17 protein-coding genes are annotated in these 21,393 nt (G+C 72.6%); 13 read left to right on the top strand and 4 right to left on the bottom strand.

The features are described from left to right. Positions 1–44 precede the first annotated feature (44 nt). Entirely contained in the window at positions 45–1,136 is a 1,092-nt protein-coding gene (locus NE857_RS22810; RefSeq protein ID WP_254417602.1) for a GNAT family N-acetyltransferase, read from the top strand. 271 nt (positions 1,137–1,407) lie between these two features. Here NE857_RS22810 and NE857_RS22805 read toward each other — a convergent pair whose 3' ends face one another. Then, positions 1,408–1,689: a hypothetical protein gene (locus tag NE857_RS22805; RefSeq protein ID WP_254417601.1), complete on the bottom strand. Its 282-nt coding sequence runs from the start codon at positions 1,687–1,689 to the stop codon at positions 1,408–1,410. 552 nt (positions 1,690–2,241) lie between these two features. Between NE857_RS22805 and NE857_RS22800 the strand changes: the two genes are divergently transcribed. Continuing rightward, the gene (locus tag NE857_RS22800) at positions 2,242–2,679 is read left to right on the top strand and encodes a DUF485 domain-containing protein (protein WP_425572213.1); all 438 of its coding nucleotides are present in this window, start codon (positions 2,242–2,244) and stop codon (positions 2,677–2,679) included. After that, entirely contained in the window at positions 2,679–4,451 is a 1,773-nt protein-coding gene (locus tag NE857_RS22795; protein WP_254417599.1) for a monocarboxylic acid transporter, read from the top strand. Before NE857_RS22800 ends, NE857_RS22795 begins: the two co-directional genes overlap by 1 nt. Positions 4,452–4,472: 21 nt before the next feature. On the opposite strand, the gene NE857_RS22790 is transcribed toward NE857_RS22795, so the two are convergent. Beyond that, positions 4,473–5,531: a hypothetical protein gene (locus tag NE857_RS22790; RefSeq protein ID WP_254417598.1), complete on the bottom strand. Its 1,059-nt coding sequence runs from the start codon at positions 5,529–5,531 to the stop codon at positions 4,473–4,475. 120 nt (positions 5,532–5,651) lie between these two features. Between NE857_RS22790 and NE857_RS22785 the strand changes: the two genes are divergently transcribed. Continuing rightward, entirely contained in the window at positions 5,652–6,194 is a 543-nt protein-coding gene (locus tag NE857_RS22785) for a DUF1697 domain-containing protein (RefSeq protein WP_254422065.1), read from the top strand. A 179-nt stretch (positions 6,195–6,373) separates the two neighbouring features. Next, the gene (locus tag NE857_RS22780; RefSeq protein WP_254417597.1) at positions 6,374–7,321 is read left to right on the top strand and encodes a CRISPR system precrRNA processing endoribonuclease RAMP protein Cas6; all 948 of its coding nucleotides are present in this window, start codon (positions 6,374–6,376) and stop codon (positions 7,319–7,321) included. A 335-nt stretch (positions 7,322–7,656) separates the two neighbouring features. Here NE857_RS22780 and NE857_RS22775 read toward each other — a convergent pair whose 3' ends face one another. After that, entirely contained in the window at positions 7,657–7,845 is a 189-nt protein-coding gene (locus tag NE857_RS22775; protein ID WP_254417596.1) for a hypothetical protein, read from the bottom strand. A gap of 261 nt (positions 7,846–8,106) precedes the next feature. Here NE857_RS22775 and NE857_RS22770 point away from each other — a divergent pair, with 261 nt between their 5' ends. From NE857_RS22770 to NE857_RS22740, 7 genes are all read left to right on the top strand, one after another. Continuing rightward, complete coding sequence (locus NE857_RS22770) at positions 8,107–9,924, top strand: hypothetical protein (RefSeq protein WP_425572211.1); 1,818 nt, start codon at positions 8,107–8,109, stop codon at positions 9,922–9,924. Further along, a complete protein-coding gene (locus NE857_RS22765) occupies positions 9,921–10,598 on the top strand; it encodes an RAMP superfamily CRISPR-associated protein (RefSeq protein WP_254417595.1) in 678 nt (225 codons plus the stop codon). The genes NE857_RS22770 and NE857_RS22765 overlap by 4 nt, the downstream gene beginning before the upstream one ends. Beyond that, positions 10,595–12,604, top strand: coding sequence for a type III-B CRISPR module-associated Cmr3 family protein (locus NE857_RS22760; protein ID WP_254417594.1), 2,010 nt, complete (start codon positions 10,595–10,597; stop codon positions 12,602–12,604). Before NE857_RS22765 ends, NE857_RS22760 begins: the two co-directional genes overlap by 4 nt. After that, a complete protein-coding gene (locus NE857_RS22755; protein WP_254417593.1) occupies positions 12,598–14,409 on the top strand; it encodes an RAMP superfamily CRISPR-associated protein in 1,812 nt (603 codons plus the stop codon). The genes NE857_RS22760 and NE857_RS22755 overlap by 7 nt, the downstream gene beginning before the upstream one ends. Further along, the gene (locus NE857_RS22750; protein WP_254417592.1) at positions 14,406–15,206 is read left to right on the top strand and encodes a hypothetical protein; all 801 of its coding nucleotides are present in this window, start codon (positions 14,406–14,408) and stop codon (positions 15,204–15,206) included. Before NE857_RS22755 ends, NE857_RS22750 begins: the two co-directional genes overlap by 4 nt. Positions 15,207–15,308: 102 nt before the next feature. Further along, positions 15,309–16,424, top strand: coding sequence for an RNA-guided endonuclease InsQ/TnpB family protein (locus tag NE857_RS22745; RefSeq protein WP_254417591.1), 1,116 nt, complete (start codon positions 15,309–15,311; stop codon positions 16,422–16,424). 124 nt (positions 16,425–16,548) lie between these two features. Beyond that, positions 16,549–18,867 carry a TIGR03986 family type III CRISPR-associated RAMP protein gene (locus NE857_RS22740; protein WP_425572210.1) on the top strand — a complete coding sequence of 773 codons (2,319 nt, stop codon included), beginning with the start codon at positions 16,549–16,551 and terminating at the stop codon, positions 18,865–18,867. Here NE857_RS22740 and NE857_RS22735 read toward each other — a convergent pair. Beyond that, positions 18,797–20,326 (bottom strand): MFS transporter, encoded by a 1,530-nt coding sequence (locus tag NE857_RS22735; RefSeq protein WP_254417590.1) that lies wholly within the window; start codon positions 20,324–20,326, stop codon positions 18,797–18,799. The genes NE857_RS22740 and NE857_RS22735 overlap by 71 nt on opposite strands. A 104-nt stretch (positions 20,327–20,430) precedes the next feature. Here NE857_RS22735 and NE857_RS22730 point away from each other — a divergent pair, with 104 nt between their 5' ends. Next, positions 20,431–21,330: a helix-turn-helix transcriptional regulator gene (locus NE857_RS22730; protein ID WP_254417589.1), complete on the top strand. Its 900-nt coding sequence runs from the start codon at positions 20,431–20,433 to the stop codon at positions 21,328–21,330. Positions 21,331–21,393: the final 63 nt, after the last annotated feature.

The following is a 21,393-nucleotide window of genomic DNA, read 5'->3' as shown; positions in this document are numbered from 1 at the left end:
GTGACGCGGCGGGGGAGCACCTTCTCCACCAGGAGGTTTGGCCCATGAGCCTGTGGCGTATCCGTACCGCGGTCGAGGATCGCCCCGGCGGCCTCGCGGGGGTTGTCGGCACACTCGCCGAACACGGCGGGAACATCGTGGGACTGGCCATCCACACCGACGTCTCCGGGGTGGTGGACGAGTTCGTCGTGGACATCCCCGCAAACCACGGCGCCGCCGTCCGCGCACTCACCGAACAGTGCCCGAGCGGCACGGTGACGGCCGTGGCCGCCGGGCGGCGCGAGGTCGGCGACGACGTCACCCGGGCCCTGCTGCTCACCGCGCGGCTGCGCTCCCACCCGAACCGGCTCCCCGAGGCCCTGGCCGAGCTGCTGCTCGCCGACGACGCCCGCTGGACCAACCTCACCCCGGAGGACGCCGAGGACGTGGCCCGGGGCACCTCGACGCTGGTCCCGGTCGGACCCCTGCGCGGGGTCCTGGTCAGCCGGGCCTCGCACCCCTTCACCTGGACAGAGTCGAGCCGCGCCGACGCACTGGTGCGCTCGGTGATGCCCTCCACCGGCCCGGTGCCCACCGACCGCGTCATCCGTACCGCGGACGGCGCGGCGCTCTCCCTGCGCCAGGTCCGTGAGACGGACGCACCGGCTCTGAGCGACCTGCACCGCCGCTGCTCGCCGGACACCCTGCGCAACCGCTACTTCGCGGGGGTCAGCGAGCTGGGACCGCGCATGCTCCGGGTGTTCTGCGACGCCGAACGCGGCCTGACCATCGCGGTGCGGCCGCAGGGCCAGGAGGAGCCGATCGCCCTGGGACACCTGATGTACACGCTGGATCCCGGGGTGGGCGAGATCGCCTTCCTCGTCGAGGACTCCTGGCAGGGGAACGGGGTGGGCACCGCCCTGACCCGCGCGCTCACGGTCATCGCCGCCGACTGGGGGCTGGCCGAGGTCCGGGCCGAGACCACGCTCGCCAACACCGGGATGCTGCGGATCATGCGCCGCCTGGGGGCTTCGGTGCAGACTCAGGAGGGCGTGTACGTACACGCCCGGCTGCCGGTCGCCGCGGCGGTCCAGGGCGGGCTCGGCGAGGAGAGCCGTAAGGGTGGCCAGGTCGCGCGACTGATGGGGTCGGCATGACCGGACCAAGGTGACGGCACCGTGTGATGAGCGCTGGTGTAATGAGCACCGCGTGGTGGGAGCCGGGTGACGGGGTCCGTATGACGGGAACCGCGCGTCACGGATTCTCCCGAGGACATCCGCCCGGTCGGACCCCGTTTGAAGGGGCCCGGCCGAGGGCGGACACGAACGCGGGGGTCGGCGGCCACTGGGGGTGTCGCCGACCCCCGCTTCGCGGTTGACGCGATGAGGTCGTTCTCGCACGGCCCTGACGGACCGCGCGGCTGGAACTCTAGTCTTCCTCGCTGTCCGCGGCGGAGTCGGAGCTCTCGGACTTCTCGGTCTTCTCGGCGGCGGGCGCGGCCTTCTTGGTGACGCGGCGCTTCTTCACCGGACGCGAGTAGTCGACGAGGGGCTCGTAACGGGTCTCGTGCTCCTTGAAGCACTCCTCGCAGGCGTCGACCTCGCGGACAGCGCCTTCCCAGGCGAACTGGATGACCTCAGTCGCCTCGACCTTCTCCTCGCGAACAGCGTGGGGATCGCAGTACTTGCGCGTGAAGACCTCGGTGACCACGGCGGGGATTTCCCTTCGGTATCGCGTGAACTGTGCGGACCCCGTAATCATACACATGTACGAACGCGGAAACGGGTGTTGAGCCCGGTTTCCGTGATGGGTCGGGGTCGCCCCGAAGCCTAGCGAAGTCGGAGGGGTCGCTGCGCCGTCCCGCGGCGCGTGTGGCCGGGATGACCAGGCAGTCCGTTCGGGGTACGCACTGTGATCCCGGTCGCCGCCCGGTCTTCTTCGGGGTGGGGTCGGCGTGGGTATTTGGTCCGGGCTGTGGTTCGGCAATGCCCTTCGTCCCTTTTCTCATTCTCGCTCACCGTATTTGTGCCAGCCGATTTGTGTATTTGGTGAACACGGCGCGCGGAGTGTCGTTAGTGTGATGCCCACCCTGGGGAGAGGGGCGTCCCGCGACGGTGACGACTCGCCCCGGGAAACCGGCCGACGCGCCCTTGCCGGCGCGCGCCGGTGAAAGGCCGCAGTCCGTGGGGGAGCGGATTGGGCGCCACAGACAAGGGCCCCGCTCGCGCGGGGAGGGACTTTGCCGTGTTCGGGGGGATGGCCGTGGTCGAGTACATGGAAGGCACGTCCAGAAGGCGTGGTGACGGCGCGGGGGAATCGCCGCGACCAGCTGGCGGAAGGTCCGCCCGCATGCGGGCCGAGGCGGATATGGCGCATGCCTGTGAACGCATGTCCGTCGACCCGCGCTTTGTGAAACTACGAAGGAGATTCGCACTTCAGGCGGGAGTGCTGGTCGGCGCCTTCCTGTTCAGCTACATGTCCTATCTCCTCCTTTCCGCCTACGCGCGTGATTTCATGAGCGTGCAGATCGTCGACTCCGTCAACGTCGCCCTGCTCATGGGTATCGGACAGTTCCTGCTCACCTTCGTGCTCGCCTGGGCTTTCGGCCGTTTCTCCGCCCACTCCATCGATCCGCTGGCCGAGGAGATCCGTGACCGCGCCCGCGACGAGGACACGATCAACGGACGGGTGATCGGCTGATGGACACCGGCACCCCCGATCCGGGCAGCGCCACGTATGCGGGCAGCGCGACCCGTCTTCTGGACACCGCCGCCCCCGACCTGGGCAGTGCGCTCGGCGGTCAGTTCGGCGTCGCGCACGCCTGGACCGTCGGCCTGTGCGCCCTGTTCGTCCTGGTCACCCTGGCCATCACCATCCGCGCCCGGCGCACGACCAAGGGCGCCGTCGACTTCTACGCGGGCGGTCGCGGCTTCTCCAGCACCCAGAACGGCCTCGCCCTGACCGGCGACTACCTGTCCGCCGCCTCCTTCCTCGGCATCGCCGGGATGATCGCCCTCCAGGGCTACGACGGATTCCTGTACTCCATCGGCTTCCTGGTGGCCTGGCTGCTGGTGCTGCCCATGGCCCAGCTGATGCGCAACACCGGCCGCTTCACCATGGCCGACCTGCCCGCCTTCCGCATGCGCCGGATGCGCGTCCGTCTGGCCTGCACCGTCTCCACGGTCACCGTGTGCGTGTTCTACCTGGTCGCCCAGATGGTGGGTGCGGGCGCGCTGGTCTCCGTCCTGCTCGGACTGCACGACGGCGGCACCTTCCTGGGGCTGAGCGCGGGCCAGGCCCGCACCGGCGCCATCGTGCTGGTGGGCGTGCTGATGATCGTCTACGTCATGTACGGCGGGATGAAGGCCGCCACCTGGCTGCAGATCATCAAGGCCGTGGTGTTGCTCAGCGCCACCGGCCTGCTCACCGTCATGGTGTTGGCCCTGTACGCCTTCGACCCGCGAGCCCTGCTCAGCGGTGCGGCCGAGGCCAGCGGACACGGGCAGGCCTTCCTCGAACCCGGGCTGCGCTTGGGCGTCGAGGTGCCCGGCGAGGCGGCGCAGACCTTCTTCAACAAGATGGACCTCATCAGCCTCGGCCTGGCACTGGTCCTGGGCACCGTGGCCCTGCCGCACATCCTCATCCGCTTCTACACCGTGACCGACGGCCGTGCCGCCCGCTCCTCGGTCAACCGCACCATCGTCATGGTCGGCGCCTTCTACCTGATGACCCTCGCCCTGGGGTTCGGGGCCGCCGCGATCGTGGGCTCCGAACGCATCATGTCCCTGGACCCCTCGGGCAACTCCGCCGTCCCGATGCTCGCCGAGGAACTGGGCCGCCTGACCGCGGGCCCGGTGGGCGCCGCGGTCCTGCTCGCCCTGATCTCCGCGGTGGCCCTGGCCACCATCCTCGCGGTCATCGCCAGCCTCACCCTGGCCTCGTCGTCCTCGATCGCGCACGACCTGTTCGGCCACATCCTCATGTGGGGGCGCCCGCGCGAGTCCCAGGAGGTGAGCGTGGCCCGCTTCTCCGCCTGTGTGATCGGCGCGATCTCCATCGCCCTGGCCGTGCAGGCCCAGGCCCAGAACGTCGCCTTCCTGGTCGGGCTGGCCTTCGCCATCGCGGCCGCCGCCAACCTGCCGGTCATCGTCCTGACCATGTTCTGGCGCCGCTTCAACACCAAGGGCGTGGAGTGGGGGATCTACGGCGGGCTGTCAACGACCCTGCTGCTGATGCTGTTCTCCCCGGTGATGTCCGGAAAGACCGACCCGGTCACCGGAGAGAACCTGTCCATGCTGCCCGCCTGGATCGACATCCAGTTCTTCCCGATGGAGAACCCGGCCTTGGTCGCGGTGCCCGTCGGGTTCGCCTGCGCGGTCATCGGCAGCCTGCTCTCCCCGGAGCGCAACAGCGCCCGCTTCACCGAACTCCGGGTGCGCTCCCTCACCGGCTGGGGCGCTGACCGCGACTGACCGGCGGTGCCGGGGAGAGGGTCAGCCCCGGCTGCGCGGCCGGGCCGTCGCGAGGGACTCGGCTACCTCGCCGAAGAAGCCGGGCAGCTCGGGCAGGGCGCGGGCGAGGTCGTCCCAGCCTCGGGCGAGCTCCGCGGAGTGTTCCGCCACGGAGACGCTGTCGGCCCGGCGGACGGAGCGCACCAGCGCCCAGAAGACCGCCGCCACCAGCGGCCGGGCCAGCCCGCGGCCGCGCACGTTCAGGTCGCCGGAGACCGACCAGAGCCCGTTCGGGCCCGGGGCGGGCACCACCTCGCCGTGCGCCCGGACCAGCCTGTGCTCCACCTCCAGGGTCACCGGGGGAGCGGTCGCACCTCCGGCGGCCGCCGCGAACCAGCCGCGCAGCTCCACCCGTGCGGTGATCCGGGCGCGCAACAGGCTCGAACCCCAGCGCGCCATCGCGCTCTCCATCGGAAAGCGCATGTCGGCGTGGACGGTGAGGGTCTGCTCCGCGCGGTCGTGGACCACACTGCCGGTGGTCACCGGCGGGGCGCCGTCCTCGGCCGAGGCGGCGTCCTCGCGCATGCTGAAGTCCACCGAACACACACCGGACTCGTCCCAGGCGGTCACGGTCAGGTCGGTGCCCAGCCAGCCCTCGCCGCCCTCGGCGAAGAGGGGTTCGCCATCGGCGTCGACCTCGGTCGCCAGATAGGTGCTGCCGGGGACCAGGTGTTCCCCGGAGAGCAGCCGCAGCGTGAGGGTCGCCGCGCGCACGGCGGCCTCGTCCGAGCGGTCCTGCTCCCAGAGCTCCCGTTCGGTGTCACAGCCCGGGGCCCCGGCGGGCTGTTCCGGATCCGGCAGGTCGGCCAGCCGGGCCTGGTTCCGGCGCTCGCGCTCCTCGCGCTCGGCCTCGGCGGGGACGATCCCCAGTTCCTCGGCCCGCCGTTCCAGGCGCTCCGACTCCTGCTCGGTGGGCAGGATCAGCTCGCCCGTGTCGTCGAAGCGCGCACTACGCAGGACCTCGTGCACCGCTGACACCGCCCGGGCGACGTCCCCCCGGTCCACCGGGGTCAGGTCCAGGGTGTGGCTCAGGCGGGGCATGTCCCCTCCGCTTCGATGTTGGTCAGTGTGGCCAGGCCATTGTGGTCCCTGCCCGCACGGAGGGACAAGCGGCACCGGGCCCTGGCCTGGCACAGCCGACTGTCACGGGTCTGCGGCACCATGGCCGGTATGACCAGACACATCGTGCTGCTGCGCGGGATCAATGTCGGCGGGCACCGGAAACTGCCCATGGCGGACCTCAGAGCCCTGTTGGCCGGGCTCGGGTACACCGACGTGGCCACTTACATCCAGAGCGGCAACGCGGTGGTCGCCGCGGACGAGCCCGACCCCGAGGTGGTGGGAGCGGCCGTGCGCGAGGCGGTCCATGCGCGGTTCGGCTTCGACGTTCCCGTGATGGTGCGCACCCTGGAGCAGTTCCGTGCGGTGGTCGCCGCCAATCCCCTGGACGTGGCCGACCCCTCCGTGCTCATGGTGCTGTTCTGCTCCGAACCCGTGGACACCGCCGGTCTGACCTCGATCGACCTGGCCGCCTACCCCGGTGAGCGCATCGCCATCACGCCCACGGAGGTGTTCACCCACCACGAGTGCGGCGCCCGCGAGGCGAAACTGCCCGCCGTGGTCGGACGACACTGCCCGGGGGAGATCACCGCGCGCAACTGGCGTACGGTACTGCGTCTGCTGGAGATGGCCGGAGGCTCCTGAGGGCGCACGAGCGTCCCCGGGAACGGTGCCCGCGAGCGACCGGGGGCGGTCGGCGGCGCATGTTCGTAGCTGAGGGCCTGTGGGAGCCCGGTTGCGCGGGACTGTCCGAGAGAAGTCATCGGTGAACTGAGTACGGCGGGAACCACCGCCGTCATGGCCACGTGAAGGGGTGGTGTGCGGTGCCCAGACGGTGGACCGTGATTCTGCGGGACCAGGCGGACACGGCGCGGCCGATCCGGCCCGAGGACTGTCACGGGCTGCTCAACCGTTGGTGGCCCCAACCCGAGTCCGAGCACGCCGCCGCCAAACGCTGGGCGATGAACGGCTGGCCCCGCCCCCTGGGCGACCGGCTGCACCACTGGACGCTCACCTGGTTGGACGACGAGAATCCGGCGCCCCTGGACCCGGGGGAGCTGGTCGGCTCCGCCCAGCGGGTCGGCGACCACGTCCTCGAACCCCTCTCGGTCACGCGGACCTTCGATTCCTCCTATACCGAAATACTCACCGCGGCGCGCGGACCCGCCGTCGTACGCGCCGCCGAGGTGCGCACCCAGACCCCCGTGGTGATGACCACGAGGGACGCCACCGGCGAGCGGGTCCCGCACATCTGGCCCAACCCCCGGCGCCTCTTCGGCGCCGTGCACCGGTCCGGCGGCGAGATCGTCGGCGGCAGCGGCGCGGTGGGCGCGGTGGCCCGGTTCGCACCGCCCGCCCTGGCCGCCTCCTGGCTCGAAGAAGCGCTGACCGACCTGGCCCAGGTGCGGCGTTCGACCCTGCCCGGGCAGGAGGTACGGCTGGCCGAACACCACCACGCGGAGAGCCGGACCGTTCTGGGCTGGCGCGGCGGGCTGCGTCTGGAGGCGGTCGGCGGCGGACACCGCGGCACCGCGACCTTCGCGGCCCTGCTGGAGCTGCTGGAACTGGCCGGTGTCGGCAAGTACACCGCCCAGGGGTTCGGGTCGGTGCGGGTGGACACGGTCACCCAGAGCCAGCGCGCGCCCCAGGTCCCCGCCCCGCGTTCGGGTCGGGCCACACGCCGGGTGCGGCGCAACCCGCCCCGGGCGGCCGACAGCCGGGCGCACGCGGTCGCCGAGGCCGAGGACTTCGGGGGCACGTTGTTCGACTGACCCACAGACCGCCGGTTCCCGCCCGAGGACGGCGGGCGGGGACCGGTGCCCCACCCTGACGGCCGTTCGGCCGCCTCCATGGCTCCCACCCGGTGGACGGGGCGGGAGCCTCTTCCTTGTTCTGGTCCGCTCTGTGGGACGCCGTGCCGTAGGCGGGCACCACGCTGTCGGCCTGCGCTGAACGGTCCGCCTGATCTCCGGCCTGGTTGCCCGAGTACGTCGCCGGCAGCGCACTCCGTTCTCGGCAGGCCCCGGGCGCGCGGACGGTCCTGTGCTTCTTCCGCGTCCAGGAGCCGGGGCGGTCTCGGCCTGTACGGTTGCCCAGGCCGAGCGGATCAGGCGCTGCCCTCGTGGGGCATCGGCCCCGGTGGCGTGCGCCCGTCGCCCTGCCGCAGGGAGCGAGCCAGGCCGAGCAGGTGCGGGACGAGGTCCTCCGGGGTCAGCGCGGGACCGGTCCGCTTGCTTGCGGAGGGGCGCTCGCGCTCGGATCGGGAGAGCTGGTCGTGTCTGTGCGGGGTCGCCATGGAGGGCCTTTCCTTGCTCTGGGCGCTGCTCCGGACGGGGAAGGTCCGTGCACTGAGCTCTCTCGGACAGACACGGGCGGTCGCGCGCCCGCAGGGGAACGAGTGACCGAAAGGGGCCAACAAGATGACGTGGGACCGTGACAACTGGTATCGGTGGTGCTGACGGCGTCACCGTCCGAGAGAGGTCGGCAGGACACCCGCTTCCCCTTCGGCGCCCCCGCGCCGTCCCCGCCGTCCCCCGGCCATGAGGAGTCCGTCGCGGTGACCCAGGACCCCGAGCACCGACCGACCGCACCCCGCACCCCGGGCCCCCTCGCCCCCGACCAGGCTGCCGCCCCACCGGTCAGCGGGGTGCTCGTCGGCGTGGACCTGCGCGGGATCCAGGCCTACGTCTACAGCGGCCGCCGCATCCTGGACGCCGTGGGCCGTGCCGCCCTGGTCGCCGAGCTCACCGACACCTCCGACCCCGTCCACGGGGTGGCCGACCTGGTTCCCCCCGGCAGCCTGGTGCTGCGGGACGCGGGCGGGGCCCTGACCCTGGTCGTGGCCGATCCGGCGGTGGCCCGGGACTTCACCGGACGCTACACGCGCAGGCTCCGCGACCGCGCGGGGGACCTCACCCCGGTGGTCGCCCACGTCTCCTACGGGCCGGGAGCCGTTCCGGTCCCGGGGGAGCCGGCCCTGCCCGACCTCGACACCGCGCTGGCCGAACTCCCGGTCCGCCTGCGCCGCGCCCGCCGCCACATGTCCGCGCTGCACACCCCGGCGCACGGTTACGGGATCACGGCCGTGTGCTCGGTCAGCGGCGCCCCGGCCGAGTCCGTGGACAGCAGCAGGCCCCTGGGCGACCGGGGGCGCGTGCACGAGCGGGTGGCCGCCGACGTCGCCCGGGCCCGGGGGATCGGTCGCCGCTGGCACCGCGCGCACAGCGACGCCTGGCTCGCGGGGGCGGGCTCCGCCGACGGCCCCGAACTCGCTCTGCCGATGGAGGTGGACCGGCTCGGCCGCGATCACGGCGAGGTGAGCCGGGTCGCGGTGGTGCACGTGGACGTCAACGGCCTGGGCGCGATCCTGGGTGAGTACCGCGAGCGCGCCGGCGACCCGGCGGTGCCCGGTTCCGGTGCCCTGGCCCAGAGAGCGCTCTCCACCCGGATCGCCGGACTCACCGAAGGACTGGCCCGGGCCCTGGTGCGCGCGGTGGCCGCCACCGTCCGGACGGAGCCGGGACGAGCCCCCACCGTCCCGGGCGCCGGTGCGGGCGGACCCCTGACCCTGGACCACGAACCACCCGGCCCGATCCGCTTGCCGGTGCGGCCGATCGTGGTCGCCGGAGACGATCTCACCGTGCTGTGCGACGCCCGGCTGGCGCTGAGCATGGTGCGGTACGCGCTGGACTGGCTGGACGCCGACCCGGAGGCGATCGGGGATCCCGGGGACCCCAGGGTGGCCCTGCACCGCGCTCTGGCCCGTGCCCGCGTCCCGGGCCGCACCGTGGCCGCCGCCGACGGTCGCCGCCACACCACGTGCGTGCCCACCGTCGGTGCGGGGATCGCGGTGCAACCGGTGGGCGCCCCGCTCTCCCTCGGGTACGACCTGTGCGAGGCCATGTGCCGCCTGGCCAAGGCGCGACGGCTGGCCGCGGCCGCCACCGACCCGACCGCCGCCCAGGAACACGTCGTGGCCTGGACGACCCGCTTCGACGGGGTCGACCGGGTCGTGCGCCGCTTCGAACTCGCCCTGAGGGCCGAGCGCCCGCGCACCGCCCTGCCGATGACCGGCACCGCCTTCGCCCGTTTCCTGGACCGCTACCTGTCCGCACACGGCGGTCCGGTCGCGGACGGCGACACCCGCCACCGGGGCTGGCTGGTCTCGGCGCTGGTCCCCCTGCTGGAGTCCGGTGCGGACCCCGCCCCGGAACTGGCCCGCCGCGCCCATGTGACCGGGAACCCCGTGGCGCTGCCCGAGGGGTGGACCCCCGGGGAGCTGCTCGACGCGGTCGGGGTGATGGACCTGCACGTGGATCCGGGACTGTCCGCGGCACTCGACCCCCGCCTGCCCGCCGGGGGTGGGCCGCGATGACCGATCCGGACCGGATCGTGGTGCGTCTGGCCTCTCCCGCGCTGTTCGTCGGGGCCAGCGCCGACGGCACGGGAGCCGACACCGACGTGGTCACCGACGAGCACGGACTGCCCTACCTGCCCCGCCACCGGCTCGCCGCCCGACTGCGCACGGGCGCGCTCAGCGCTCTTCGGGTCGCCCCGGACCTGGCCGAAGCGGTGGACCGGGTATTCGGCCGGAGCCGCTCCCACGGTGCTGACCGCATCCTGAGGACGGGCCACGCGGTCCCCGGCGACGAGGTGCGCGCCGCCGTCGCCCACGCGCTGGCGGGCCGCGCCGAACCCATCCGTTCCACCCTGCGCCGGGCGGTCACCGACGCGCACACCACCCTGGAATCGGGTATCGAGGTCGGCCCGCACGGTGCACCCGAACCGGGACGGCTGCGCACCAACCGGGTGCTCCTGCCCGGACTGGTCCTGATCGCCCCCCTGACCTGGGCGGTTCCGCCGGAGGAAGAGCACTGGCGCTGCCTGGCCCGGGCCTGTCTGGCCACCGATCAGATCGGTCGGAAGGCCAGCCGGGGCCGCGGCCGCGTGGACGTGCACCTGGCCCTCCCGGACGACCCGGACCCCCGCGCCACCACCCTGGCCCTGGCCGCGCCCCCGGCCCGGGCAGGGGAGGACCCACGACCATGACCTCCACCCGATCCCTGCCCCCCGATCGAACCTCCACCCCCGCCGGGCACCTGGACCCCACCCACACCGCGGGGCCCACCCCCTCCACCCACTCGCACCCCCTTCGTCTCTCGGAGCTGACCCGGTCCGTGCACCCCGACCAACCCGCCCGCCTCCCTGGGCCCCTGAACTCCCAAGAGCACGCAGGTCCCGAACAGCGCCTGCCGTCCGATCCCGTGAGCGCCTATCTCCCCCTGCGCTATGTGCTCACCGACTCCTTGGCGGTGCGTACTTCCTTCGACCCCCTGCGGGTGGACTCCGAGACCACGGTGAGCGGGCGCGCACAGCGCGGCATGCTCGCGGCGGCCCTGCGACGGGCCGGGCTGGAGAAGGAACTCACCGCATGGGTGGCGAGGGGCGAGCACGTGCGCTTCGCTCCGGCCCACCCCCGGCTCGAACAGCACGCTCGGGACGGGGTACAGGTGGTCGCCCACCCGCCGCCCGCCCACCTGTACACCCCGGGAAAGGACGGGGACACCCTCGTGGACGTGTTCGCCCCCGGAGCGGACCGGCCGGGCGTCCCCTACCGGGCGGTCCGCGATCCGCTCACCCCGGACCGGTCACTGCGGGCGGCCGTGCGCACCACCGCCGAGCGCTATCTCGGACGCTCCCGAACCGGGGAGACGGGCCAGGCTGTGCCCTTCTTCACCACGAGCCTGGACCCGGGACAGGTCTTCGAGGCCCGGTGGCAGTTGCGCGGCCCCGACCACGCCTTCCTGCGCGACCTCGCCGAGCGGATCGTCACCGTCCTGACCGACGCCGAGGGCACCCTCACCCTCGGGGGCGGCGGCACCCGGGCCCACGGCGGGGTGACGGTGGGGCCGGTCCGCCCGGACCGGCTACTGTCCCCGGACCGGGTGGAGTGGCCGGGGGCGGACCGTTCCCGGCGGGCGGGGGAGGAGGTCGACCTCCTGCTTCTGTCGCCCGCGCTGCTGGTGGGCGAACAGGGCCAGGGCCGCCCCCAGGCCCTGGTCCCCGCGGTACGCGAACTCCTGGCCCGGCGGTTGCCCGGCACCGCGGTGGCGGTGGTGGCCGCCCATGTGGAACCGGTACTGGTCGGCGCCTACCACCGCGCCTACCGGGGCCCGATGGCCCAGCGGTGGGCCGCCGCCCCCGGCTCGGTGGTGCGGTTGCGCGTGGAACGGGAGTTGACCACCGCCCTGGTCCGCGACCTGGAGGCCCACCCGCTGGGCGAGCGACTCGTGGACGGGTACGGCCAGTTCGCCCTGGTCGACCCGCCGCCGCCTCACCCCGAACCGCTCCCACCGACCTCGGAACCGATCACCGCGCGCAGCGAGGGCACCGTCACCCTGCCCGACGGGCGGGTGCTGCCCGCCCCCGCACCGCTGCCCCCCGAACCAGATGCCGAGTTGGGCACCCTCTACGACGAACTCCTGTGGAACGCCGCCGCCCAGCGGGTCCGAGACCACGCCCGGGCCCTGGCCCAGGCCTCGGCGCTCACCCTCGCCCCGCTCACCCCCAGCCTCCTGGGGCGGTTACGCGAGGTGGTGTCCCACCCCGACCGCACCGCTGACGAGGCGTTGACCGCTCTCGGGGACACCCTCAACGGTGAGGACGGCCGTACCGCCCACAAGATCCTGCGGGAACGGGCGGTGCGGGCACTGGAACGGGCCCGGCTGGTCCACCCGGGGGAGCAGCGTCCGGTCGCGGTTCACACCTGGCTGAGCGGGCTCTCGGGCGGGACCGCCGCCGTCGCCTGGTGGCAGCGGAACCGCCCCCGGTTCGCACAGGACCCGGCCTACGCCCAGGCGTTGGCCGCCGTGGACCTGGCCTCGCCCGACGGTCTGCCCCCGACCACCCGGGAGAGCGCTCTCTCAGCCGGTGCGGAACAGTGGGAGCGCCGCGCCTCGGCCCGCCTGTGTCTGCTGCTGGTCTCCTCCTGGCTGGCCGAGGCCGCGCGAGTCCTGCGTACCGAACCGGACCGGGCCGGAGCCGCGCAGTGCTGAACACCGGCCCCAGCCCCGAGCCCGAACCCGCGCACGGCCCCGGACCGGCCGGACCGGTCTGGGAGTTCGCCGTCCGGCTTCTCCTGCTCACCGACACCCACGTCGGTGCGGCCCGGGCCACCCCCCGGCACGCCGCCGAGAGCGACGTGGACCTGCACCTGGACCGCGATCCGCGCACCGGGGTGCCCCGGCTGCGCGCCACCACCCTCGCGGGCCTGCTCCGCCACGAACTGCTCGTGCGCACCGCCGACCCCGTCGGCGCCGCCGCCCTGCTGGGGTCCAGTGACGCGGGGGAAGCCACCGGGGAGAGCGCTCTCACGACGCTGCCCAGCCCCCTGGACATCGATGACTCCCACGCCACCCTGCCGGAGGAAGCCGGTGTCACGGTTCGCGTGGGCACCCGGGTGGACCCGGCCACCGGCAGTGTGTACCCCGGTCGGATGTGGCAGTGGGAGGTCCTGCCGGCGGGCACGGTTTTCACGGCTCACCTGCGACTGCGTGTCACCGCACCGGACGAGGAGGCCCATCTGCTCACCCTGCTGGCCCTGGCCGCCCGAGGGCTGGGAGACGACGGCCCGGGCATCCGGATCGGTGCCCGTTCGGGCCGGGGCCACGGGGCGGTCCGGGCCGTCCGCTGGGCCGCCCGCCGCCACGACCTCACCGACGAACCCGGCTGGTTCGCCTACCACGCAAGTGACTGGTCCACCCGCTGGCAGGAAGGGCAATCGGCCCTCGCCACCCCCGACGAGCAGCCCACCGGGCGCCCTCCCCACCCGGTCGGATCCACCAGAAACCGCTCCACCGAAGCCCAGCTCTTCGAGAACACTCTCCCGAAGTATCGGTCCGGCGCGGAGCTGGCCGGGCTCCTGGACGCCCTGCTGCGCGAGCACGGCCGGGTCGCTGCCGCGGCCCATCTGGCGGCCCGGGCCGTGGGCGTGGACCGTCGGCACCGGGCCGAACTGCGTATGCGGCTGCACGTGGCCGAGCGCCCTGAACCCCTTCCCACGGGGCGGCCACCCCTCTCGCGGGAACTGCGACCGGGGCTGCTGATGATCGGCGACACGCCCGCGGACGACCGACTGGCCGAGGTCGACCGCGCTCACCGGAGACGCCCGGTCGTCACCGGCGCCGGCTCCGAGACCGGGAACGACCCGGCAGTGGAGCTGCGTCCGGTTCTGGGCGACAGCGCACTGTTCGCCCTATTCAAAAGGATCGGCGGTCGGATCGTCCGCGACGCGGCCGAACACCTGGCGGGGGAGGAGGCCGCCTGGTGGGAGTGGCACGCGTACTGGTGGGGCGCGCAGGCGCACGTGGGAGGGGGCGACCAGCGCCCCGACGCCCCGCCCGCCCCCTCCCGTGTGCGCTTGCGCGCCACCCCCGCCCTCACCGGAGGTGCGGCCCTGACCACCACCCGGCTGACCGTGGACGCGCTGTTCGGTGACGCCGTGGACGGGCGCCTGTTCACCACCGACCTGCACTGCGGTGGGTCGGCCGAGGTGGTCTTCGACATCACCGAACCCGACGACGCCGTCCGAGGGCTGCTCGCCCTGGTCGTGCGCGAGCTGGCCACGGTCCCCCTGGACGCACTCGGCGCGGGCACCGGGAGCGGAAACGGCAGGCTCGTCGCCACCCGCGCGGTGCTGGTCAGTCACGAAGGAGACGGCTCCGAGCCGCATGAGGTGGACCTGATCGCTGCCCTTGCGAACCCGCACGGCCGTGACGCCCAGGTCGCACGCGGTTGGCTGCCTGCCCTGCACCGCAGGATCTCCGCACCCGGACCAGCCGATGACGGGGAGCTTTCATGAACCGGTACTCCCACGAACCCCCCGCTCCGGTCGGAGTGGACGTGAGAGCACTCTCCGGGGCGGTGATCGACGAGGTCCTCGACGACGTGTTCGTCCGTGCCCGGCGCTGCCGTGCGCTCGATGCGGCCGGACCTGCGGGAACCTCAGGCGGCCCCCAGTGGCTGCTGGCCGAGCTCGGGGACGGGCGGATCACCGGGGCCTGCCCCGGCGACCGCTGGTCCCGCTCGGACACCCCGCCCACCGAGCACCTCTCGGCTCCCTCACTGGATCCCGGCACCGACCGGTGGCGGGTGCTGGAGGTCCTGGTGTTCGGTCCGCACGCGCAGATCCGCCTGGGTGAGGGGGCGGGATCGGGGTGGGTCAGTACCGAGGGAGGGGCCGAGGGGCCGGGCGGTGTTCCGGAGTGGTTGCGTCCCCGAGACCGGTCGTTCCTGCTGCAGGGGTGGTCCGGGGCGGACCACAGCCGCACTCTGGAGGGGGAGGTGCCCCGATCCGTGACCAGGGAGCCGTCAGGGGCCGAGGCGGTGCTCCCGGTGGCCTGGACCGACTTCTCGGGACGGCTCCGGCCGTTGCCTGAGCGGGGCCGGGCCGCGCTGGAGAGCACCGGTACCTGGCTGACCGTCCGGGAGTACTGGGCTGCCGACCCCGTGACGGGCGCGGTGGGGGTGGCCTTCCACCGGTTCACCGGGCTGCGCGCCGGGACCAAGCCCACCGGCCCGGAGTTCGACGTCGGCACCGGTGACCAGGTCGAACCCGAGGGCCGGGAACACGACCGGGGACGGGAGGAAGAACGCTGATCATGGAACTACAGGCTGCAAACCCCGTCCTTCAGGGCGAGGATAGGCCGGAATCGGCCCGCGCTTTGAGTCTTAACACAACAGCACGCTATGATGTTAAGCGTGTCCAAGACGATCAAGCGGGCGTTCAAGTACCGCTTCTACCCGACCCCCGAACAGACGGAGCTGTTGCACCGCACGTTCGGCTGCGTCCGGTACGTCTGGAACAAGGCGCTCGCCGAGCGGACACGCCGCCACAAGGACGAGGGCAAGAACACCACCTACGTGGACACGGCGAAGATGCTGACCGCGTGGAAGCAGGACGAGGAGTCCGCTTTCCTGCGCGAGGTGTCGAACGTTCCGTTGCAGCAGACGCTCCGGGCCCAGCAGGTGGCGTTCAACAACTTCTTCGCCAAGCGTGCACGGTTCCCCCGGTTCAAGTCGCGGAAGAAGTCACGGAGGTCGGCGACGTTCCAGAACAACGCCTTCACTTTCCGCGACGGTGCACTGAAGCTGGCCAAGACCACCGAGCCGCTGAACATCGTGTGGCACCGGCCGCTTCCCGAGGGCGCGGAGCCGTCCACGGTCACGGTCTCCTGCGACAGCGCGGACCGCTGGTTCGTGTCCTTGCTGGTGGAGGAGACCATCACGCCCGCGCCCTCGACAGGTGCGGTGGTCGGCCTGGATGCCGGGCTGGATCACCTGCTGACCCTGTCCACCGGGGAGAAGGTCTCGAACCCGCGTCACGAGCGGCGCGATCGGAGCAGGCTCGCCAAGGCGCAGAAGAACCTCAGCCGGAAGACGAAGGGCTCAAAGAACCGGGCCAAGGCCCGTCTGCGTGTCGCTCGTGTTCACGCGCGTATCGCGGACCGGCGACGCGACCACTTGCACAAGATCACGACTCGACTGGTACGCGAGAACCAAGCCATTGCCATCGAGGATCTGACCGTCCGCAACATGCTCAAGAACCACTCCCTGGCCCGCGCCATCTCGGATGCGGCCTGGTCCGAGCTGAGGGGCATGTTGGAGTACAAGAGCGAGTGGTACGGGCGGGATCTTCTGCTTGTGGACCGATGGTTCCCCTCCTCGAAACTGTGCTCCACGCCGGGGTGCAGCCACGTGAACGAGAAGATGCCGCTGAACGTTCGGTCCTGGACTTGCCCGAGCTGCGGCACTGTCCACGACCGCGACGTCAATGCGGCGAACAACATCTTGGCCGCCGGGCTGGCGGACAAGTAAAACGTCTGTGGAGGAACGGTAAGACCGGTCCCGGAGAGCTCCGGGGAGGCACGTCCCGATGAATCAGGAAGATCGTTCCCGCGAGGGAATGAAGCCCCTCCCTTCAGGGAGGGGAGAAGTCACGGTGGACCCGAGACAGATCACCGCCGGCCAGAGTCCTCACCAGACCGCGGACCCCCGCCGGACCAGGGCCCCCTTCCGCGCCACAGCGCCCTACGGCCTGGTCCGGCTGGCCGAGGTCCCCGTGCCCGCGGCCGCGCTGCACCCCGACCACGACACCCGGGAGCTGCTCCGCTCGCACGACCGCACCGTCCCGGGTACCCGTACCGGGTGGATCGATCTCACCCTGACCACCCTGACCCCCACCTTCGTCGGCCAGGCCCCGGGCCGGGACCGCGTGCACCACTCCGCCCGCTTCCCCCACGGAGAGCGCTCCGTGCCCGTCGTGCCCGGCTCCACCCTGCGCGGCCTGATCCGCAACACGCTGCGCATGCTCACCAGCGGTGAGAGCGGCCCGGTCAACACCCCCATGCTGTTCTTCCGCGCCCCGGTGCGCGTGGATCCCGGCAGCACCGACAGCTCCCTGTCCACGCGCGCCCGCCAGGTCATGGCCCAGCAGCACGACCACTACCGCAAACGCCGCGCCGGGACGCACACCAAGCAGGGTTTCCTGTACCGGTCGCCCCAGGACACGGGCTGGTACGTCGTCGAGGTCCCCGCCACGGCGCTCGAACCCGAACCGGGCCGGGTGCTCAAGGTGCCCTTCGAGGTACTCCGGGAGAGCCTGCGCACCTGGGACTTCGGGGTCGGGGACTTCCCCGACCCGCCCCGGGGCAACACCTACGTGCCCACCACCCACGAACAGCACGGTCGGCTCCAGCACCGCTGGGTCCACGCCGTCCACCTGCCAGGGCAGCGCGGGGTCGCCGCGGTCGCCCCCACCCGCGGCGAAGCCCTCGCCCACCTGACCGCGCACACGGGGTCCGGCGGCGGTGGCGGGGTGATCCCGGCCCTGGTGGTCCTGACCGGGGCCGCCGCCGGGGAGCGGCGCAACGCCTACCTGTTCCCCCAGCCCCCGAACCTGCGTACCGGCCGGCTCCCGGTCCCCGATGCCATGGTGGAGCTGTTCGAGTCCGCCGAGCAGGTCACCGGCTACCAGCGCGTGGCCTTCCCCGAGACGCTGGGAGCCGGGGGCGGTGACCCGGCCCGGCCGCCCGTCGCCGGGACCGGGGGCGGCGGACTGCCCCGCCGGAGCCTGGAACCGGTCTGGTTCGACGTGGACCCGGCCGGCCACGTGGTGTCCTTCGGCCGCTCCGGCGGTTACCGCATCGCGGTCAGCGACGACAACCCGATCCGCCGCGCCGTCCCCGGTCCGGTACTCGGCCCCCAGCCCGGTGACCCCGACCGCGCCGACCGGGCGGGGCGCACCGTGGACGTGTGCCGGGCGGTCTTCGGCGACGTCGACGTCTTCGCCGGGGAGGCGGGGGCGCTCAAGGGCCGGGTCTCCTTCGGCCCGGCCCTGGCCACCGAACCAGGCCACCCGGTTCTGCTCCCCGGCCACGCCGACAACCCCCACCACCCCGACCCCGGTCCCGACTACCCCGACGGCGCCACCCTGCGCGTCCAACTGCTCTCCCCGCAGCGCGGCTGCTTCGCCAACTACCTGGTCCAGGGCCCCGACACCGCGGCAGGGGAGCGACCGGACATCGTCACGTGGTCCCACGAAGGACGCATCCGCCTGGGCGGATACAAGACCTACCTGCACCGGCACGATCCCCGCCTCGGCTCGCCCGTCCGCTACGACGAACGCGCCCAGGAGGAACTCGGGCTCGAGGTGATCCCCGCAGGATCCGAGGCCGCGCCGCCCCGGGACACCCAGCGTGACATCGTCCCGCTCCGCGACGGTCTCACACTGCGCTCCCGCATCACCTTCACCAACCTCACCGACGCCGAACTCGGCGCGCTGCTGCGGGCGCTGCTCCTGGCCAACCCGGTCGACGGCGGAGACCCCGACGACCCCGAGTACGCCCACAAGGTCGGCATGGGCAAGTCCCTGGGCATGGGCAGTGTGCACCTGCGCCCCGAACTCCACCTGGTGGACCGCCGCGCCCGCGCCGCCGACCTGTCCCTGGAGCCCGCCGCGGGTGTCACCGCCGCCACCCCCGGACAGGTCACCGCCTTCCTGGACGCCTTTTCGACAGCCCTGGTGGAGTACCGTGCGGTCGATGACTGGCGCCAGGTGGACCAGGTGGTGGACGTGCTCCTGGCCAGTCGTTGGCGCGGGCGCCTGCCGTGGTCGGAGACGGCGGTGATGTCCCTGCGCCAGTTCGCCGAGTACCCGGTCCTGCCCCCGCTCACCGAGCGCTTCCGGCTCACCGAACGCGCCGGGAAGCCGGGGCGGCCTGAGAAACCCGGGCAGCCCGGGGAACCAGACGCAGGATGAGCAGCCCCACGGCGAACGACACCGCGCTGCCGATCACCACCGCCACGTGCATCCCGCTCAGGAACGCCGCCCGCGCGGACTCGGCCGCGCCCTCCGCCAACCCCGGAACCGCCAGGGTCTCGTTGAGCGTGCCCGCCACATCGGGGCCGCTCAGCCGGAAGACCAGAGCCGCCGTCGCGCCCAGCAGGGAGATGCCCAGCGCGTTGCCGAGCTCGTTGCTGGTCTCGGCGATCGCGGCGGCCGCCCCCGCCCGCTCCGGCGGCACCGCCGACACGGCGACGTCGGCGACCGCGCTGAACGAGATGCCGTAGCCGATACCCGCGATCATGGTGGAGGCGACGAACCAGCCGACCCCGGACTCTGTGCCCGCCAGCAGCAGGAGCGCCAGCCCCGCCCCGGCGAACAGGTGTGCGGCCGCCAGGGCGATCCTCCTACCGATCCGTTCGAAGAAGCGGGGCGTCACGACGCACGTCACGGTCAGTACCAGGGCGCCCGGCACCGCCAGCAGGGCGGCGGTCAGCACGTCCAGCCCCAGCACCGACTGCAGGTAGATCCCGGTGAGGTAGCTCGCCGCGGCCCACACCAGCAGGGACAGCAGCCCGGTGACGATCGCGAAGGCGAAGACGCGCTCCCGGAACAGGCCCAGCTCCACCAGCGGGTGTTCGAGCCGGTGTTGCCTACGCAGGAACCACCACACCAGCGCGATTCCGGCCAGCCCCGTGAGTGCCTGGTGCCAGCCCAGGCCGTGGCTCGCGGCGTCCTTGAGCGTGTACACGGTCAGCAGCAGCCCGGCGGAGGACAGCACCACACTCAGCACGTCCACCCGCCCGGGCCGGGTCCCGCGGACCTCCCGCAGCACGGTCGGGGCGAACACCAGGAAGAGCACGACCACCGGCAGGTTGATCAGGAAGACCGACCCCCACGGGAACACGCTCAGCAGCAGCCCGCCGGTGACGGGTCCGATCGCGAAACCGGTGGCGAAGGTCGCCGCGAAGATCCCGATCGCCTGCGCGCGTCGCCGGGGGTCGCGGAACAGTTCGCTGATCACCGCGAGCCCGGAGGGCAGCAGGGTCGCTCCGCCGATCCCCATCAGCGCGCGGAAGGCGATGAGGGCTTCGGGGGAGGAGGAGAGCGCCGCTCCGGCCGAGGCCGCGCCGAAGACCACAGCGCCGACCGTCATCAGCCGCAGTCGCCCGTAGCGGTCCCCGACACTGCCGAAGGTGATGAGCAGAGAGCCCACCACGAAGCCGTAGACGTCGAGGATCCACAGTGCCTGGCCCGCGCTGGGGGAGAGGGACTCGCTGATGCGCGGCATGGCCAGGTGGAGGATGGAGTTGTCCATCGCCACGAGCAGGACCGGGCCCAGGACGACCAGCAGGCCCAGCCACGCACGGCGGTCGGATCGTGTACTCGGGGCGGGTGAGGTGAGCTGTTCGGTTGGGGAGAGTCGTTCTGTCATGGCTCCGACGGTGCCCGCCGCCCCGGGTATCAGCCAGACCACCGCCGTGGGTATCCCCGGCAGGTGCAGGCACGGCCCGGGCCCGCCGACCTACGATGCGAGACATGGAACTGGAGAGTCTGGGCGCTTACCTCAGAAGCCGGCGCGACCGGGTCACCCCCGAGGACGTGGATCTGCGGGCCTATGGTCCGCGGCGCGTGCCCGGGCTGCGCAGGGAGGAGCTGGCCCAGCTCGCCGGGGTCAGCCACGGATACTACACACGTCTGGAACAGGATCAGGCGGGCACCGCCTCCCAGCAGGTGTTGGACGCCCTGGCCCGGGTGCTGCGGCTCGACGACGCGGAAACCGTCCACCTGCACAACCTCGCCCGCCGCCCGGCGGTGCCGCGACTGGTCCGGCCCGAACCCGAGCGGCCGCACCCCAGGGTGCTGGCACTGCTGGACTCCCTCGGCGAAGGTGCTCCCGCGGTCCTGCTGGGGCGGCGCGGGGACGTGCTGGCCTGGAACCGGGCCGGGCACGCCCTGGTCGCCGAACACCTGGACTTCGACGCCCCCGAGGACGTGGAGAACCGGCCGTCGGTCCCGCGGATGTTCTTCCTGGATCCGCTCTGCCGGGACCTGCACCGCAACTGGGAGGAGCTGGCCCTGGTGCACGTGGCCTACCTGCGCCTGACCGCCGGTCGCCACCCCACGGACGCCCGGATGGCCGAGCTCATCGGCGAGCTGGTCATGCGCAGCCCCGAGTTCGCCGCCATGTGGGCCAGGGGAGAGGTCCGTGACTGCACGGTGGGCACGATGCTCCTGCGGCACCCCACTGTCGGCGAGCTGGACGTCGACTACCAGGTCTGGCTTCAGCCCGACAGCCCCGACCACCACCTGGAGGTCTACACCGCTCGCGGTGAGTCCGACCGTGACGCGCTCCGCCTGCTGGGCGCTCAGAGCGCGGGCACGGGGAAGCCCACGATCTCCCTGGCTTCCCCGGCCCCTGCCCCGCTCTCTCCTTGAGCTCAGTCCCCCCTGAGCCCCGCCCCTCCCGGGTCGCTCCCCACCCCGGGAGGGGCTCCTTTT

It is taken from the genome of Nocardiopsis exhalans (assembly GCF_024134545.1).
Lineage (GTDB): Bacteria > Actinomycetota > Actinomycetes > Streptosporangiales > Streptosporangiaceae > Nocardiopsis > Nocardiopsis exhalans.
The sequence above is the reverse complement of the archived record's forward strand: the minus strand, read 5'-3'. Positions and strand labels throughout refer to the sequence as shown.

Coding starts and splice junctions, on each gene's coding strand:
- NE857_RS22730 (WP_254417589.1), top strand. CDS start 20,431: ATGGAACTGGAGAGTCTGGGCGCTTACCTCAGAAGCCGGCGCGACCGG.
- NE857_RS22785 (WP_254422065.1), top strand. CDS start 5,652: ATGGCCGGTATGACCAGACACATCGTGCTGCTGCGCGGGATCAATGTC.
- NE857_RS22735 (WP_254417590.1), bottom strand. CDS start 20,326: ATGACAGAACGACTCTCCCCAACCGAACAGCTCACCTCACCCGCCCCG.
- NE857_RS22795 (WP_254417599.1), top strand. CDS start 2,679: ATGGACACCGGCACCCCCGATCCGGGCAGCGCCACGTATGCGGGCAGC.
- NE857_RS22810 (WP_254417602.1), top strand. CDS start 45: ATGAGCCTGTGGCGTATCCGTACCGCGGTCGAGGATCGCCCCGGCGGC.
- NE857_RS22790 (WP_254417598.1), bottom strand. CDS start 5,531: ATGCCCCGCCTGAGCCACACCCTGGACCTGACCCCGGTGGACCGGGGG.
- NE857_RS22750 (WP_254417592.1), top strand. CDS start 14,406: ATGAACCGGTACTCCCACGAACCCCCCGCTCCGGTCGGAGTGGACGTG.
- NE857_RS22760 (WP_254417594.1), top strand. CDS start 10,595: ATGACCTCCACCCGATCCCTGCCCCCCGATCGAACCTCCACCCCCGCC.
- NE857_RS22775 (WP_254417596.1), bottom strand. CDS start 7,845: ATGGCGACCCCGCACAGACACGACCAGCTCTCCCGATCCGAGCGCGAG.
- NE857_RS22765 (WP_254417595.1), top strand. CDS start 9,921: ATGACCGATCCGGACCGGATCGTGGTGCGTCTGGCCTCTCCCGCGCTG.